This is a genomic window from Thermococcus marinus (assembly GCF_055389025.1).
On the sequence record NZ_AP042417.1, the window covers coordinates 1,929,505 to 1,943,480 of the forward strand.

Annotated in this window: 15 protein-coding genes; 1 reads left to right on the forward strand and 14 read right to left on the reverse strand. The window is 53.4% G+C overall.

Annotated elements, in window-relative coordinates:
* The first annotated feature begins 4 nt into the window (after positions 1–4).
* Complete coding sequence (locus tag ACZ5ER_RS10775) at positions 5–1,222, forward strand: A24 family peptidase C-terminal domain-containing protein (protein WP_464934449.1); 1,218 nt, start codon at positions 5–7, stop codon at positions 1,220–1,222.
* A 135-nt stretch (positions 1,223–1,357) separates the two neighbouring features.
* Here ACZ5ER_RS10775 and ACZ5ER_RS10780 read toward each other — a convergent pair whose 3' ends face one another.
* The 14 genes from ACZ5ER_RS10780 to ACZ5ER_RS10845 form a co-directional block, all read right to left on the reverse strand.
* Entirely contained in the window at positions 1,358–1,981 is a 624-nt protein-coding gene (locus tag ACZ5ER_RS10780) for an HAD-IB family phosphatase (RefSeq protein WP_050003873.1), read from the reverse strand.
* Positions 1,982–2,020: 39 nt separating this feature from the next.
* Complete coding sequence (locus tag ACZ5ER_RS10785) at positions 2,021–2,671, reverse strand: protein-L-isoaspartate(D-aspartate) O-methyltransferase (RefSeq protein ID WP_050003874.1); 651 nt, start codon at positions 2,669–2,671, stop codon at positions 2,021–2,023.
* Positions 2,672–2,933: 262 nt separating this feature from the next.
* Complete coding sequence (gene flaJ, locus ACZ5ER_RS10790) at positions 2,934–4,673, reverse strand: archaellar assembly protein FlaJ (RefSeq protein WP_464935215.1); 1,740 nt, start codon at positions 4,671–4,673, stop codon at positions 2,934–2,936.
* 10 nt (positions 4,674–4,683) lie between these two features.
* On the reverse strand, positions 4,684–6,324 hold the full coding sequence (locus tag ACZ5ER_RS10795) for a type II/IV secretion system ATPase subunit (RefSeq protein ID WP_050003877.1): 1,641 nt from the start codon (positions 6,322–6,324) through the stop codon (positions 4,684–4,686).
* A gap of 1 nt (position 6,325) precedes the next feature.
* Positions 6,326–7,024 (reverse strand): archaellum protein ArlH, encoded by a 699-nt coding sequence (gene arlH / locus ACZ5ER_RS10800; protein ID WP_050003878.1) that lies wholly within the window; start codon positions 7,022–7,024, stop codon positions 6,326–6,328.
* Between the two features lie 33 nt (positions 7,025–7,057).
* Positions 7,058–7,531: an archaellum stator protein ArlG gene (gene arlG / locus ACZ5ER_RS10805; protein WP_050003879.1), complete on the reverse strand. Its 474-nt coding sequence runs from the start codon at positions 7,529–7,531 to the stop codon at positions 7,058–7,060.
* Complete coding sequence (locus tag ACZ5ER_RS10810) at positions 7,531–8,067, reverse strand: flagella (RefSeq protein ID WP_464934450.1); 537 nt, start codon at positions 8,065–8,067, stop codon at positions 7,531–7,533. Before ACZ5ER_RS10810 ends, arlG begins: the two co-directional genes overlap by 1 nt.
* 30 nt (positions 8,068–8,097) lie before the next feature.
* Positions 8,098–9,483, reverse strand: coding sequence for a FlaD/FlaE family flagellar protein (locus ACZ5ER_RS10815; RefSeq protein WP_464934451.1), 1,386 nt, complete (start codon positions 9,481–9,483; stop codon positions 8,098–8,100).
* Between the two features lie 3 nt (positions 9,484–9,486).
* Positions 9,487–9,963, reverse strand: coding sequence for a flagella accessory protein C (locus ACZ5ER_RS10820; RefSeq protein WP_464934452.1), 477 nt, complete (start codon positions 9,961–9,963; stop codon positions 9,487–9,489).
* A 12-nt stretch (positions 9,964–9,975) separates the two neighbouring features.
* Positions 9,976–10,764 carry a flagellin gene (locus tag ACZ5ER_RS10825; RefSeq protein ID WP_464934453.1) on the reverse strand — a complete coding sequence of 263 codons (789 nt, stop codon included), beginning with the start codon at positions 10,762–10,764 and terminating at the stop codon, positions 9,976–9,978.
* Positions 10,765–10,774: 10 nt separating this feature from the next.
* Positions 10,775–11,440: a flagellin gene (locus tag ACZ5ER_RS10830; protein WP_050003884.1), complete on the reverse strand. Its 666-nt coding sequence runs from the start codon at positions 11,438–11,440 to the stop codon at positions 10,775–10,777.
* A gap of 57 nt (positions 11,441–11,497) precedes the next feature.
* Positions 11,498–12,199, reverse strand: a complete 702-nt coding sequence (locus tag ACZ5ER_RS10835; RefSeq protein WP_050003885.1) for a flagellin — start codon at positions 12,197–12,199, stop codon at positions 11,498–11,500.
* Between the two features lie 14 nt (positions 12,200–12,213).
* A complete protein-coding gene (locus ACZ5ER_RS10840) occupies positions 12,214–12,873 on the reverse strand; it encodes a flagellin (protein ID WP_464934454.1) in 660 nt (219 codons plus the stop codon).
* A 139-nt stretch (positions 12,874–13,012) separates the two neighbouring features.
* Positions 13,013–13,975 (reverse strand): class I SAM-dependent methyltransferase, encoded by a 963-nt coding sequence (locus ACZ5ER_RS10845; protein ID WP_464934455.1) that lies wholly within the window; start codon positions 13,973–13,975, stop codon positions 13,013–13,015.
* Between the last annotated feature and the right edge of the window lies 1 nt (position 13,976).

Consider the following 13,976-nt stretch of genomic DNA (forward strand, 5'->3'; position numbering starts at 1 on the left):
AAGCATGGAGCTGATTCCGCTTCTAGCAGGGCTAGCTATGGGTTTGGTGACCTCTTATACAGACCTGAAGACGGGCTTTATCTTTGACAACCACGTCTCAGTCATATTGATGCTCATCGGAAAGCTCCTTGGGTGGGAAGAAGACGACGAAGAAGTGCCCTTGCCGGACTGGGTCGTCAAGCTACCAATTCCCGCCGTTGAGATTGGAATCATCTACTACCTCTACAGGGGGCTCAGCGAGGGCAACATTCCGGTCGCGCTCTCAGGCATAATATCCCTGTTCGTGGGCCTGGCCCTGGGTCTGCTCCTGTTCTACATAGGGGCCTGGGCGAGCGGTGACGCGCTCATTCTGGCCGGTTTCTCGGCGCTCCTGCCGTACCCTCCTGACACTGCCAAAGTCACTGCACCATACTACACCAGCTACCCCCTCTACGCTGTGGCAATCCTCCTCAACGGGCTCATCGCCGTGTTCCCCTTCATTTTCATCTACGCACTGGGCGTTATACTCGTGAAAAGGAGCTTCTCAGAGCTCAGAGAGATATTCGTCTCAGGCGCGGGCACCACTCTGAGGGCCTCCCTCTGGATTATGGGGGCCCTGGGAATCAGGACAATACTAATGGTCGGGCTCGGCCTTCAGATTAACCCAGTCCTCAGCTGGCTCCTCACGATAGCACTCATAACCATCTTCGGAAAGCTTGGAAGAGCGGGAGACATTGCTGGCGCCCTCGTTTTGGTGTACCTCATTTACCTCTCGCCCGAAAGCGCCCTCGTGGCATTCCTGAGGCTCCTCGCGTTCCTCTACGCCTTCAAGGTGTTCATTGCCCTCGTCAAGTTCATAAGGAGGAACGTCCTCATCGAGGAGGTTCCGGTCGAGGAGCTCAGGGAGTGGGACATACTGGGAGAAACCATCTTCGAGAAGGACGGGGAAATCGGACGCGACAGGACAGACCCCTTCGAGAGGCTCAAGGTCGCGCTCCTGAGGGCGGACATTTCAATCCTCAATCCGAGCTATGAAAAGGTCATCGCCTCACCGAGCGCCGAGGGACTGACGAGGGAGCAAATTGAAGAGCTTAAGAGGCTCGTGGAGGAAGGAAAGCTGGAGAACAAGTTCCTGAGGAAGAAAGCGATGCCCTTCGCGCCGGCGATATTCCTCGGCTTCCTGATAAGCTACTTCATCGGCGACCTGTTCTGGTGGCTTGAGCTCAAGCTCATGGGCCTCTAAAGTTTTAAGGCCTTTTTCCAATTTTCCACCGGCCCGGCGCCCGCCCTCCCTGGGGAATCGTGAACCGGGGGTTCCGGCCGGGCCGACAGGGGGATGACGAGCTTTTGCTTTGCCGAGCGGTGAGGAGCACGCCCTTCACCGACCCCCTATCAGTCCTTCAATTATTTCCCGCACTTCCCTCAGGCTCTCAACGACGTGGTCGCCCTCAACGCCCTCGTGCGGGTTTATCGCTATCGCCACGTCCGCCTCGCGGAACATGCTGAGGTCGTTGAAGCCGTCGCCGACCGCTATCGTCAGTTCAGGTTTGAGCTCCTCCTTGAGCCTTCTGAGTATCGCGCCCTTCCCCTCAAAGTCTACCCTTGGGATGACGCCGGCGACCCTGCCGTTCTCGAATATTAGCTCGTTTGCGTAGACGTAGTCTGCCTTAAGTTCTCTCGCCACTCTGCCGGCGAGGCACATCAGCCCGCTCGAAAGGAGGACTACCTTAAAGCCGTTTTCGCGCAGGAACTCCACGAGCTCGAAGGCGTAGTCGTTGTACTCCACCGAATCGGCCCACTCAAGGATTTCTCCCTTTTTTCGCCCAATCCAGAGTGAAGCATCGAGCTCAGCCCACTCGGCGTAGTCAATCTTTCCTGCAAAGAAGAGCTCCGCGTACTCCTTTCCCTTCTCCCACGTGCCGAACTTCTTGTGGAGCTCGACCCAGCTTGAGCGCGCCTTTACAAGTGTCCCCTCGACGTCAAAAGCTATGAGCCTGACCATCTTACCACCTGAAAAGAGGCAGAAAGGAAGCTTAAAAGCCTACTCCCTCCAGCCGTGTTCCCCGATGAGGGGCACGAAGGCAACGCCCCCGTGGTTCTTTACCTTAATCGAACCGTCTTCGAGCTTGATAACCTCAAGAAGGTCCTGCCACAGGTGGTAGCTCCCAACGGGAATTATGAGCTTTCCACCGGGCTTGAGCTGTTCCACAAGGGGCCTCGGTATGTCAGGGGCTCCAGCGGTCACGATTATCCTGTCGTATGGGGCCTTCGGGGAGAAGCCCATGCTCCCGTCGCCGGGAATCACGTGGACGTTCTTAACCCCGGCGCACTCAAGGTTTCTCCTCGCGAACTCGACCAGCTCGGGAATCCTCTCGATGGTGTAGACGTCGGTCTTCACGAGCTCAGATATAAGGGCGGCGTTCCAGCCGCTACCCGTGCCAACTTCGAGGACGTTCATTCCAGGCTTTAAGTCGGCGAGTTCGAGCATTATCGCGACCATGTGGGGGGCACTTATGGTCTGCCCGGCAGGTATCGGTAGGGGCTCGTCTAAGTGGGCGTATTTCCGGTATTTCCCCTCAACGAAGAGGTAGCGCGGGTACTTGAGAAAGGCCCGCTTAACGGCCTCGCTCTTTATAATGCCCTCGCGGACAAGGTTCTCAACAGTTCTCCCCCACAGCTCATCGAGGTTCATAGGAACCCCCGTTTAGTCTTTGGAAAAAGGGAATAAAAGGCTCACGACTTTCTGGCCAGATACCAGGCTATCGCTATGATTACACCAGCACCGAGCGCAAACCCAACACCAAACCAGAGCGCCTTTGCAGTATAGGAAACGTCAGGGAGTTTTTACTGTAAACGATGCATGGAGCGAGAAAAAGCCGGATACGCCCCGTAAGCAATGAGCCTCAACAAATAAAACAGAACAACAGAACAAACAAAGCAATAACAAGTTTATTTCATAGAATTGCCCCCGCGAGAGTCAGGAGATATGCAACTATCTCAGCACTCCCCCCACCGAGACCCATCATCTTTTCCATGAGGGTCTGGCCGAGGTACATTCCAACCGCGAATATCCAAGCGAGTATGACAAAGTACCTCGCAGAGCCAAGGATGTGCCCGCCGTCGGCGAGCTTGATTACGACACTTGACAGGAGGGAGTGGAGAACCATCATGGTGAGCATCATGTACATAAGGAACGTTATGCCCGAAGGAGGGATTACATGGATAATGTCACCGATGTACTGGTTGGCGAGTTCCATGTTCATCTGGGAAAAGAGCTGGCTTATCGAGACGGCCACTTGGAAAGACGCCGCGAGGGCGAATGCAAATGCCCCAGTCAGACCGTAGATTATTCCTATAAAGCTCGCTACGCTCTGCTGCCTCTTCCTCCTGAGGCGGACGAGCCTCTCAAAGTTTCTGCTGATGACAATGCCAACATAATCAGGCTCCGCACCCATTCTGAGGCTCTCCCTGAATATCTCCGAGAATATGCCAATAAGCCAGCTCCCGGTTCCAGTGATAAAGAAGTCCCACGCCCTGTCCCTGTCAACGCGAACCGCAAGCCTCCTGTAGAGTGCCTGGATGTCCTCCGTGAGCGAACCGAAGTCATGGGCGCTCAGGTACTTTAGAACCAGTACAAGAGAAGCACCGCTGGCCGCGAGGGAAGAGCTCAGGCTTCTAATGAAGGCGGGGAAGTTTTCGTCTTTTCGGAATATGGACTTCTCCTCTTTATCTACCACGTGGCCGAGGTAGTATAGGGGAGTCAGTGTTAGGGCCAGAGCGAAGGGTGCCGGGAGGGCAAAACGCGGACGTATCAGAACCAAGTAAACGAGAGCAGTGATAACAACACCCATGGCAGAGTATATCGCCGCCCTCTTTATCTTCTCCCTGCGCGGGTCATATACCCCCCTGCTTTCGGCCCATATCGGGTCTTCGGGCATCCTGAACTTGATGACAAGTAGTATTCCAACCTCAGCGGCAAGGATTAAGGCAACGGCATAAAGGCCCATCTTGCCTATGTCCATGCCCGTGATTATAGGGCCTATAATGACGAAAGACGCTATGAACACGACCGATATGATAATTGACTCGTAAATTTCTTTGAAGATATCAAGGTCGTAAAGGGCACCCTCGTAGAAGGTCTGATAGTCATCCATAACGGTCTGCTGCTCCTGGAAGAGGTACTCCTTTAAGTCAACACCACTGTCAAGGGAGTACGCCAGCCTGTCGAGAAAATCGGAGAACATCTGACTTGGAGTCCTCCTCGCGAGGAAGCGGAACGCTTCGGGCATCGAAAGGTGGAGCCTATTGACAATCGTGTGGACTTTCTTCAGCTCGCTCGCTATCGCACCGAGCTTGGGGTCCTGGGAAAGCACCTTGATTAAGTCCGAACGACCCATCTCGCTCGTAGAGAGAACGGCAAAGTATGTAATAAAAAAGGGCATTCTGGAGTTTATTGAAATCTTCTTCGAATCAGCCACCACGTATGGGTAAACAGCAGCGTAGATAAGTAGTATAACAGGGATTAGGAACATCAACACTCTCAAGGCATCTGGAATAGGCAAAAGTCTTGACAGGACACCTATCGCAATGAAGAGAACCGCTGAAAGTCCCAGGTAAGGCAGGAGTATTTTCCTGATGTAAGTCTCCATGTTTAGGTCGGCCTTGGTGAAAATGTTGATGTTGTCGCTGGCCATCGGCACCACCTCAGACCCTGAAGCTTAAGCCTTCGAGACCCTTGAGGTAGAAGGCCTTAATCTCCTTGTAGACGTCCCAGTAGTTCGTTATGCCCAGCTCGACCATCCTCTGCAGAATCCTCGCGCGCAGGAAGAGCTCGTTGTAGATATCCTTCGGGTCTTCGTAACCGGCAATCTCGGCTATCTTCCTTTCGAGGATGTACGAGTTGTTGAAACCTCTAAAGATGTGCTTGTCCGCCACCGGATCCCACTCGAAGACGTTCCTCGTCGCGACACCGCCAAGCTCCTCGTAGTATCCCTCAATCTCGACGACGCTGACGGTCCTCCTCAGGAACTTACCCTTGATGTAAACCGCCTGCTGGAAGACCGCTATGTTGAGGTTGTCAATGAAGGTTATGGGGACGTTTATGGGGTGGCCGGTGAAACGCTGTATCATCTTCTTAATGTCACCCGCGTGGAAGGTGCTCATGACGGGGTGGCCAGTCTGCATTGCTTGGAACGCGATGGCACCCTCGGCACCACGAATCTCACCGACGATGATGTAGTTCGGCCTCGAACGGAGGGCCGCCTTCAGCAGGTCAAACAGCGTGACCCTGCTCTCCTCCGGGCCGCGCTCACGGGTTATAAGGCGCTGCCACACTGGGTGCGGAACCTGAACCTCAGGGGTGTCCTCGGCAGTGTATATCTTTGAGTTCGGCTTGATGAACGGGATGATTGCGTTAAGGAGGGTGGTTTTACCGGACGCAGTCTCACCACAGACGAAGACACTCATACCGTACTCAAGGGCTATCCAGAGGTAAGCGGCGACCTCTGCACTCAGCGTGCCCCAAGCTATCAGCTGGGTAATGCTTATCGGAGTAGCCGAGAACTTACGGATTGTGGCACTCGGTCCCTTGATGGAGATGTCCGGTGAGTAGATGATGTTTATACGGGAGCCGTCCGGAAGTGCACCGTCAACTATCGGGTTCCTGTCGCTGACGGGCCTTCCAATACGCTCCGCAATGTTCTTGAAGTAGTCGGCGAGCTTGACGTCGTCACCGAACGTTATGTTGGTCTGCATCATCTCGAATATCTTGTGGACGAGGGACACGTTGTTCGCACCGATGATGTGGATATCCTCAATGTACGGATCCCTGGCTATGGGCTCCAGCGGCCCGATACCGATGATGTCCCTCTTTATGAGGTAGCGGAACTTCTCCATCTCATCTTTGGTCACTAAAAACCTCTGACCCCTCCCCATCAAACCGCCTTTGCCGGACTTGACTAAGCTGAGAACGGCCTCATCAAAGAGGGCATCGAGGAACCTTTCGAATTCTTCCTGGTCTTCAGGGATGTCCCTCGTCGGGGCCAGCTCAAGGATTTTGTCCCTGATCTTATTGTACTTCTCCTCTTCCTCTTTGCTCTCAATTCTGGGCTCAATTACGATGTAGCGCTTCTCGGCGGTGGCGGGGTCGCCATAGATGTGGATAAATATAGGGTCTCCTACGGGATAGATTATATTGGGATAGGGTATGTCCTTCATGTCCCTGCTGAGCTGGGCGTGGAACTCAGGCACCTTACCGTACTTCTTCCTAAACTGGTCGATGTACTTGCGCAGGTGGGGGTTCCTCGCCATTGCCTCTTCAAGGGTATCACTGAAGACCTGGGCCATGTCACACCACCGCCGCTATTTCTACTATCAGGCCAACCTTCGGCTCCACACGGAAGGGTATAATCTTCTGGAAAATTCCCTTAGCGTTGTTGTACTTGACTATCGTCGCCGAGTTTTTCAAGTCCCCACCGAAGACCTTGACGCTCAGCCTTATGAGCATGGTGGCGGCCTCTTCGAGGATAAACAGGGAGTCCCTATCAATCTCCTCGGTGTTTGCGGTGAGTATAATCACTTTATCAAGGGAGGCCATCTTCTTCACGTAGAGGAGGAAGTCCCTAACTGCAGAGGGATCCTGCTCCCTCGAAAGGAGCGATGAGAATGAGTCGATTATCATAACGTCGGGCTCCCAGAGACGGGGTTCGCCAAAAAGCCTGCTGAGGAACTTTCTCTTTTCACTCACTCCCGTAAGCAGGGGATAAAGGGACACGAATATGAGCTTCTTCCTGATTAGAAAAGGGATTACACTATAGCCCAGGGACTCCATCTGCTTTATGTACTCAACCGTCGTGTACTGGCTGGAGATGTAGCTGGCGGTGTAGCCGTTCATGAGAAACCCGTAGAGAAGCCTCTGGACAAAGATAGACTTACCACTACCCCTATCCCCCTCGACTAGCATTATAGTCCCTGCGGGGATTCCCCCGCCAAGGCGCCGGTGGAGCTCATCGCCCTTGAGATCTATCTTGAGCAGTTCCTCGACCAACGTAATCACCCGCTGGGCCATTATTTCAGGAGATTAAATCTCAAATATCAGGCTTCTCTTCTTGCCGTTTTCAAGCACTACTACTATCCTGTGCGTTTCAGCAGAGAGCGCGGTGCCAAGGGTAACCTGTATTTGGCCGACCTCGTAGGGATTAAGGCTCGTTATCGGGTTTCCATCGACATCTGTAAAGGTCAGGTTTGCAGGTGGGATTAACGTTCCATCTATGAACACCTGAACCGCGTCGCTCGTGAAGGGAATCTTCATCTTTCCGATGTTTTTAATGTAAAACGTATACGTGTAGGGCCCGGTCCCACTCACGGGAATGTTCTGCGGGTCGTTTATTATCGCAAAGTCCGTCCTGAGGCTGTCGGCCAGCATTGCCCCCCTGTCGGTGATGCCCCCGGCTATGTCGTTGGTAACATAGGCCAATCCCCCCGCCACGCTTCCCGCGACGAGCACTGCCACAATGAACATTATTAGTTCGCTCGCTGGCCCCCCTGCTCCCATTAGCTCACCTCCGTTGGGCAACCTCTTGAGGTATTCACATACACCGCATTGTCCGTGGTGTTATAATACCAGCTGAAGCGAACCCAACACCCATTGCCAAAGACCACGTTGAGCGTGTGCCGAGTCTCATTGAGGGGTATGTAGGTAACGTTCAACTGGACGGAATCTCCAGGGAGGAGATAGGTATAATCGTTGGAAAGGAAACCAACGTTATCATCATCAACGTTGTAAAGTGTGACCAGCTTTCCATCATACGTCCCGCTCCAGTGGGGAACATAGAGGGTAACTCCGTTGCTCTGAATTGCAAGTGTGAGATTATAGTAGTCCCCACTACTACCAGTTCCAGTACTCACACTACTTTTCTGTATATCCAAGGAGGACAGGGTGTTGAGCTGGGAAAGCTTGAGATTATACCAATCCTCCTGGGCAGCCTGAACTTCAGCGTAGACATTGTCCCATGCGTTGTAAAGGGTCACTGCAACCATTAAAAATGAAATAAAGATTATCGCTGCACTCGCTGAAACGCTGAAGCCCATTGCAATCCCCCCACCCTGTTGTTGATGCCCTCAAATGCCGTAAAACTCGTCCAGCGTCTTTTCTAGCATCTTGATTTCCCTTTCCAGCTTGTCAAGGACGTTCCTGTTTATCTTGAGGCCCCTCAGCCTCTCGATGAAGAGCAGGCTTATGAGGTGGTCCTGGACGGTGAGCTTCTCGGCGGGCTTCCACTCGGGATCCCTGTGGTGAGGCCTGGTGCCCTTGGCGTAGCGGAGCAGCTGGTTGAGGACTTCCTCGCTTATCCAGCCGATCTCGTAGTAGAACTCAAGCACCCTCTCAAGGTTCTGAATGCCGACCCTGTCAATAAGGAACCCGAGCCACTTGAGCGCTATCATGGTGGAAACGATGTCCTCAGGAAGCTTTTCAAGCCTGGCCTTCTTGGGCTCCTCTTCAAAGAGAAGGCTTGCGATGTCCTCGGGAATCTGGAGCTTTTCAGCCATACCAACACCACCTTCCTCCTTTTCTTCAATAACTTCTTCATGAGCAGGAACTTCTTCAACTAAAACTTCACCGGCTTCTTCAGAGGGAAGCCCCACGACTTCCTCAGTCCCCTTCGCAGGGGCTTCCACCCCAATTTCTTCAATTCCCCCGGCTTCTTCAGCCTCTTCCACTTCAGGGGCCTCAGGAGCCCCCTCAACGACCTCAAGTTCCTCGCCGGGAGCTTCAACCCCCTCAGAGACTTCCGCAGGAATTTCCTCCACTTCTTCCGCTGGCATCTCTATGGTCTCAGCCTCGACCTCAGGAATCTTCGCCTCCTCTGCTTCCCTGGCTTTCTCTTCTGCGAGCTCTGCCTGAGCCTCGGCAACCGCCTGCTCAGCAGCCGCGAGCTCCTCTTCGCTGACCGCTTCACCTGCTTCAATCTTCGCGCGGAGCTCTTCAAGCTTCTGCTGGGCCTCTTCGAGCTTTTCACTTGCGGTCTTCTCCTCAACTTTCTCGGTGAGCTCGTCAACTTTCTTGTGGAGCTCCTCAAGCTTTTCAATGAGCTCTGGGGAAACTTCTTCTTTCTCTTCTTCCCCTTCAAGGATGTCCTCAAGCTTCTCAATCTTCTCGTGGACTTCCTCAACCTTCTGGGAGACCTTCTCGGCCTTCTTCTCATGGACGTCAAACTTGGCGGTTTCAAGGGTCTCGACGAGCCTGCTGAGCTGCATGCTGAGGTCGGTCAGCCTTTTACCAAGCTCGTCAACGCGCTTACTGAGCTGTTCATACTTGGTCACTTGGTTGCCGTAGGTCTCAAGGACCTTCTGGACTATCTTCTCAAGCTGCTCATAGGTGAGGTTCTCCTTTCTCGCTATCAGCTTCTCCCGGAGCTCGTTAATGACGACGCTGGGAACCTTACCCTTGAGCTCAGCGAGCTTGGCGTTGATGTCTGCCTCTGTGACGAGCCTTGTCATCTCCATGCATCACACCTCCGCGAGCACCTCATAGATTATCGAATCAAGGTCAACGCCGTAGCCGGCTATCACCTTAAGGTCATTCTTTATCTGTGCAATTTCGAGCTTTAAGTCTTCCAGTTCTCTCTTGATTTCCTGAATCTCGCTGCTGAGCGGGTTCTCCTGCCCCATCTGCTCCTTGAATGGATTTATCTCCTGGCTGATGACCTCGTAGAGCATCATGACGTCCTTGATGGTCTTGTCGAGCCTATCGATGTCGTCGCGGAGTTCCTGTATCTGCTTCTTCAGCGTGTCAACGCTTATCTTTATCCTTGGAACCTCGTTCTCAATCTCGTTCAGTCTCTCCATTATCTGCATAATCTGCTCGTTTTCCTGCCTGCTTTCGACTTCTTCTTCCAGCTCCTCAAGCCCAATGGGCTCGGATTGGGGGGTGGGCTCCTCTTCTTTTTTCTTCTTGAACAAAGATGAAAGGAAGTCTAGTGCCATCGTCCCACCCCCTCACTGGAGCTCCATCAGGTTGGTAGTGTACGTGCTGGGAGTCGTGAAGTCTATGACGCCACCGGCCCCATTCTCTGGTATCACCTTGCCGGTAACCTTGGTGCCGGGGCCGATGCCGTAGCCGTCCTGGTAACCGTTGTCTTCGTTGGCATTATCATCAAAGGGTATCGTCCAGATTGCTATGCCTGCGATGTCGCCCCAGCTGAGGCTGGGGTGCTGCCAGCTCCCGCTGAGGCTCTGGTCGGCATCAGCAACGACGATGATGCCAAAGAGCATCTTATCGTCATTGGTCATAGCGTAGTAGAGGTTCTTCCAGAGGTTCTCGACGGTGTTGTTTGTACCCGTAAGTTCTGTGTAGTCAGTTGGAGCAGAGGTAAGGACACCATTGTTGCTCTCCCCAACGTCCGGGAACACGTTGCTGACGTCACCGGAGTAGAGGAAGTAGTTGGTCTCGTTAATCTCGTACCTGTAAACCGCCATCTGCTTGCCGTTGCTGAGGACAACCTTAACGTGGGCGAGGTCTATTCCTCCAGAGCCAGCGTTTGGCGAAACGTAGATGACCATCCTGGTTATGTTGCCGCTCCCAGGCGGGTCTGCCGGAGTGTAGCCGTAGATGTTGATGACTTTGATTCCGCTCGCTACCTCCTGGGTGGTCTGCCTCCCTGTGGCCATGGCCTTCTGCTGGAGGTAGCCGCTGGTGCTTATGAGCACCCCAGCGGCCACCGCCGCCACCAGCACCATCGCGATGAAGACGATGAGCGTGCCAATACCAATCGCACCCCTCCTCACGGTAACCACCTCACTGGAGCACCATCACGTTGTAGTTAAACGTTGCCGGGGTCGTGAAGTCTATAACACCGGCCGCCCCGACCTCGGGAATGACCTTGCCGACCATCTTGGTGGCTGGGCCGATGCCTTTTGTGCCGTCCTCGGTCTCGAAGATAGTCGTCTTCATGAGCAACGCCACCATGTCACCCCACTCAAGGTTCGGGTGCCTAGTGTCCATCTTGCTGCCCCCGTCGTGGATTACCGCTATTGCAAACGTCGTGTTAGTGAGGTTGGTGTTGTTCCAAACCTGTTTTGTGATGTTGGTACCATTGAATAGGTCGTCTATGACCCCGGTGTAGAGGATCCCGCTGTAGTTGTAGACCACGAGCTTGACACCGTCGCTGAGGACGACCTTCACGTTGCTCATGTCAATGCCCTCGCTACCCGAGTTGGGCGCCACGAGCACGGCCATCTTGCTTATCGCCCCCTTGCTCGGGGGGGTGGTATTAACGTAGCCGTAGATGTTGATGACTTTGATTCCGCTCGCTACCTCCTGGGTGGTCTGCCTCCCGGCCGCCTGAGCCTTCTGCTCAAGGTAGCCGGCGGTGCCTATGATAACGCCTGCCGCCACTGCCGCAACGAGAACCATTGCAATGAAGACGATGAGCGTGCCAATGCCTATTGCTCCCCTACGCATAGTACCACCTCCTGAAAGTGATCAAAAACGAAAGAAAAACCAAAGAAGCTCTAAGCTTCACTGGAGCTCCATAGTGCTGGAAGTGTAGGTGCTTGGGGTTGTGAACTCGATGACACCCGGAGCACCAAACTCGGGGACGACTTCGCCGGTTATCTTGGTCCTCGGCGGGATACCGCTTGTAGTGCTGAAGACCTTCTCGACGTTAACGGCGAGGACGACGAGGTCGCCCTTGTTGAGGGTCGGGTAGCTCTCCTTAACGGAGTCATCGGCGTCCTGGAGGACGATGATACCGAAGTGAGTAGCGTTGAGCTCGCTCCAGTTGAAGAGCTCATTTCCGCTTCCGATAGTCTCATTGAAGATGTCGCTGACTGAGGCGTTTGTGTAAGCGTTGGATATTGTGTCCGGGTCATAGGCGAGGGCAGCCTCGACTTCACCATTTGAGAGCAGTATCTTGGTGTTCTTGAGGTCTATGCCGGCTGATCCGGCGTTCGGGCTAACGTAAATGGCAAGCCTAGTTATGTTCTTGTAGGTTCCAGAACTGTCATCGTATGGTGCGAAGCCGTAGACGGCAGTTACCTGTATGCCGCTGGCAACTTCGTTGGTGGTTTCCCTGCCGGTGCTGGAAGCCTTCTGCTGGAGGAAGCCGCTCGTGTTGATGAGCACTGCAGCAGCCACTGCAGCCACCAGCACCATAGCAATGAACACAATCAAGGTCCCAATACCAACCGCACCCCTCTTCTTCAGCTTCCTAACGAACATCACCCCTCACCCCTTCACTGCAGGGTCATAACTTCATCCGTATAGGTGCTTGGGGTTGTGAACTCGATGACACCCGGAGCACCAAACTCGGGAACGACCTTGCCGATTATCTTGGTCCTGGGCTCGATACCGTTGGCGCCAAAGACACCATTGTTGCCAACCTGGACGGTGAGGACGACGAGGTCGCCCTTGTTGAGGGTCGGGTAGTTGGCCTTAACAGAATCGTCAGCGTCCTGGAGGACGATGAGACCAAAGTTGGTGGTCTTGCTGGTCAGGTTTGTCCACGCGCCAAGGCTTGTGTCGAAGATGTTGGAAACAACCCCCTTAGTATACGCATCGGTGTCGTAGCTAAGAACAGCCTGGACGGTTCCGTTGCTGAGGATAACCTTGGTGTTCTTGAGGTCTATGCCGGCTGATCCGGCGTTCGGGCTAACGTAAATGGCAAGGTACTGGACGTACTTCTTGTCAGTGTCGGTCTTACCGACGACCTTCTCGACCTGTATGCCGCTGGCAACTTCGTTGGTGGTTTCCCTGCCGGTGCTGGAAGCCTTCTGCTGGAGGAAGCCGCTCGTGTTGATGAGCACTGCAGCAGCCACTGCAGCCACCAGCACCATAGCAATGAACACAATCAAGGTCCCAATACCAACCGCACCTCTCCTGGTCCTGGCCTTCATTCTCCATGCACCCCCTGGGGTTATCTGCAGTGAAGGTTACGCCGGGAGAATATAAATCCCTTTTTTGTTTTTAGTAGTGTAGGTGGTTGTGTAGGTGCATATGTAGGTGCGAGGAACAAAAATAGACCACAATATCTCATCAGAGCTTTTCAATTACAAGAACGCTTCTCCCGGGGTGTTCTGCCTTGAATTGAAACTCAAGCTTTCTGAGGGCATTTATTATTTCCTCCGCAGTTGGAAAGCCCACGAAATCCCTGTTTAATGCTTCAAAAAACTCCAGGGCAGAGATGTCCTTAAAGGCGTCCCTGAAAGGCTCGACTATAACCAGTTTTCCCTCCACTTCCAGAGTCTCAAAGGCGTTTTTGAGAACTTTCTCCCTGTCCGGTATGTACTCAAGGACGAAGCTTATTAAAACTGCATCGTATTTATTGACGGGGCGTATGAGCCTTGCATCAAGCTCCTTGAGATATACGGGAAGACCCTTGCTCTCCACCCTTGAGCGGGCTATTTCAAGGAGTGCAGAGGAGTAGTCGATGCCAAGGTAAAAGCCGTCGTAGCCAACGATGCTACCAAAGAACTCAGGGGAGACAGAGCCACAGCCAATGTCTAGTACCGCAGAGCCAGGACCTATGCCCGCCACACTGGCCATAACCTCTCGATAAGTCTGAGCAAAGGAAGTCCTCATCCTCATGTCCCAGAAGTCAGCGTCCTTATCGAAGTCCATGAGAATGTGAGGATGTTTGGGAGTTATGAAGGCGTAGTCTACCATCCTGTAAATCTCCTCGTGGATGGACATCCAGTCAGGAAGTAGAGTGGAACAGGTGTCCGGGGATAAGTTGAGGATGTACGAAAAATCACTAAGGACAAGCCTGCCTCCATGAACCTCAACAATACCGAGGTCCCGAAGTGTGTGGACGAACTTCACAAGCAGGGCCCTGTTTGGCAGGCCGATGTTGTCTAGTAGCTCCTGGAGGGTAGGTTCCTCTGTAAGGAGGGAAAATATGCCGTGCTTCATGCCGAGGGCAACAATCTGGAGTACCGCAGTCCTGACCATGTGATCTATGTTGGCGTCGATGGCCTCAACGGCACGCCCTATTTCCATT

What these genes read in the sequence shown, in the direction of transcription:
- ACZ5ER_RS10775 (WP_464934449.1), top strand. Translation starts at nt 5, where the DNA reads ATGGAGCTGATTCCGCTTCTAGCAGGGCTAGCTATGGGTTTGGTGACC.
- ACZ5ER_RS10780 (WP_050003873.1), bottom strand. Translation starts at nt 1,981, where the DNA reads ATGGTCAGGCTCATAGCTTTTGACGTCGAGGGGACACTTGTAAAGGCG.
- ACZ5ER_RS10785 (WP_050003874.1), bottom strand. Translation starts at nt 2,671, where the DNA reads ATGAACCTCGATGAGCTGTGGGGGAGAACTGTTGAGAACCTTGTCCGC.
- flaJ (WP_464935215.1), bottom strand. Translation starts at nt 4,673, where the DNA reads ATGGCCAGCGACAACATCAACATTTTCACCAAGGCCGACCTAAACATG.
- ACZ5ER_RS10795 (WP_050003877.1), bottom strand. Translation starts at nt 6,324, where the DNA reads ATGGCCCAGGTCTTCAGTGATACCCTTGAAGAGGCAATGGCGAGGAAC.
- arlG (WP_050003879.1), bottom strand. Translation starts at nt 7,531, where the DNA reads ATGGGAGCAGGGGGGCCAGCGAGCGAACTAATAATGTTCATTGTGGCA.
- ACZ5ER_RS10810 (WP_464934450.1), bottom strand. Translation starts at nt 8,067, where the DNA reads ATGGGCTTCAGCGTTTCAGCGAGTGCAGCGATAATCTTTATTTCATTT.
- ACZ5ER_RS10815 (WP_464934451.1), bottom strand. Translation starts at nt 9,483, where the DNA reads ATGGAGATGACAAGGCTCGTCACAGAGGCAGACATCAACGCCAAGCTC.
- ACZ5ER_RS10820 (WP_464934452.1), bottom strand. Translation starts at nt 9,963, where the DNA reads ATGGCACTAGACTTCCTTTCATCTTTGTTCAAGAAGAAAAAAGAAGAG.
- ACZ5ER_RS10830 (WP_050003884.1), bottom strand. Translation starts at nt 11,440, where the DNA reads ATGCGTAGGGGAGCAATAGGCATTGGCACGCTCATCGTCTTCATTGCA.
- ACZ5ER_RS10835 (WP_050003885.1), bottom strand. Translation starts at nt 12,199, where the DNA reads ATGTTCGTTAGGAAGCTGAAGAAGAGGGGTGCGGTTGGTATTGGGACC.
- ACZ5ER_RS10840 (WP_464934454.1), bottom strand. Translation starts at nt 12,873, where the DNA reads ATGAAGGCCAGGACCAGGAGAGGTGCGGTTGGTATTGGGACCTTGATT.
- ACZ5ER_RS10845 (WP_464934455.1), bottom strand. Translation starts at nt 13,975, where the DNA reads ATGGAAATAGGGCGTGCCGTTGAGGCCATCGACGCCAACATAGATCAC.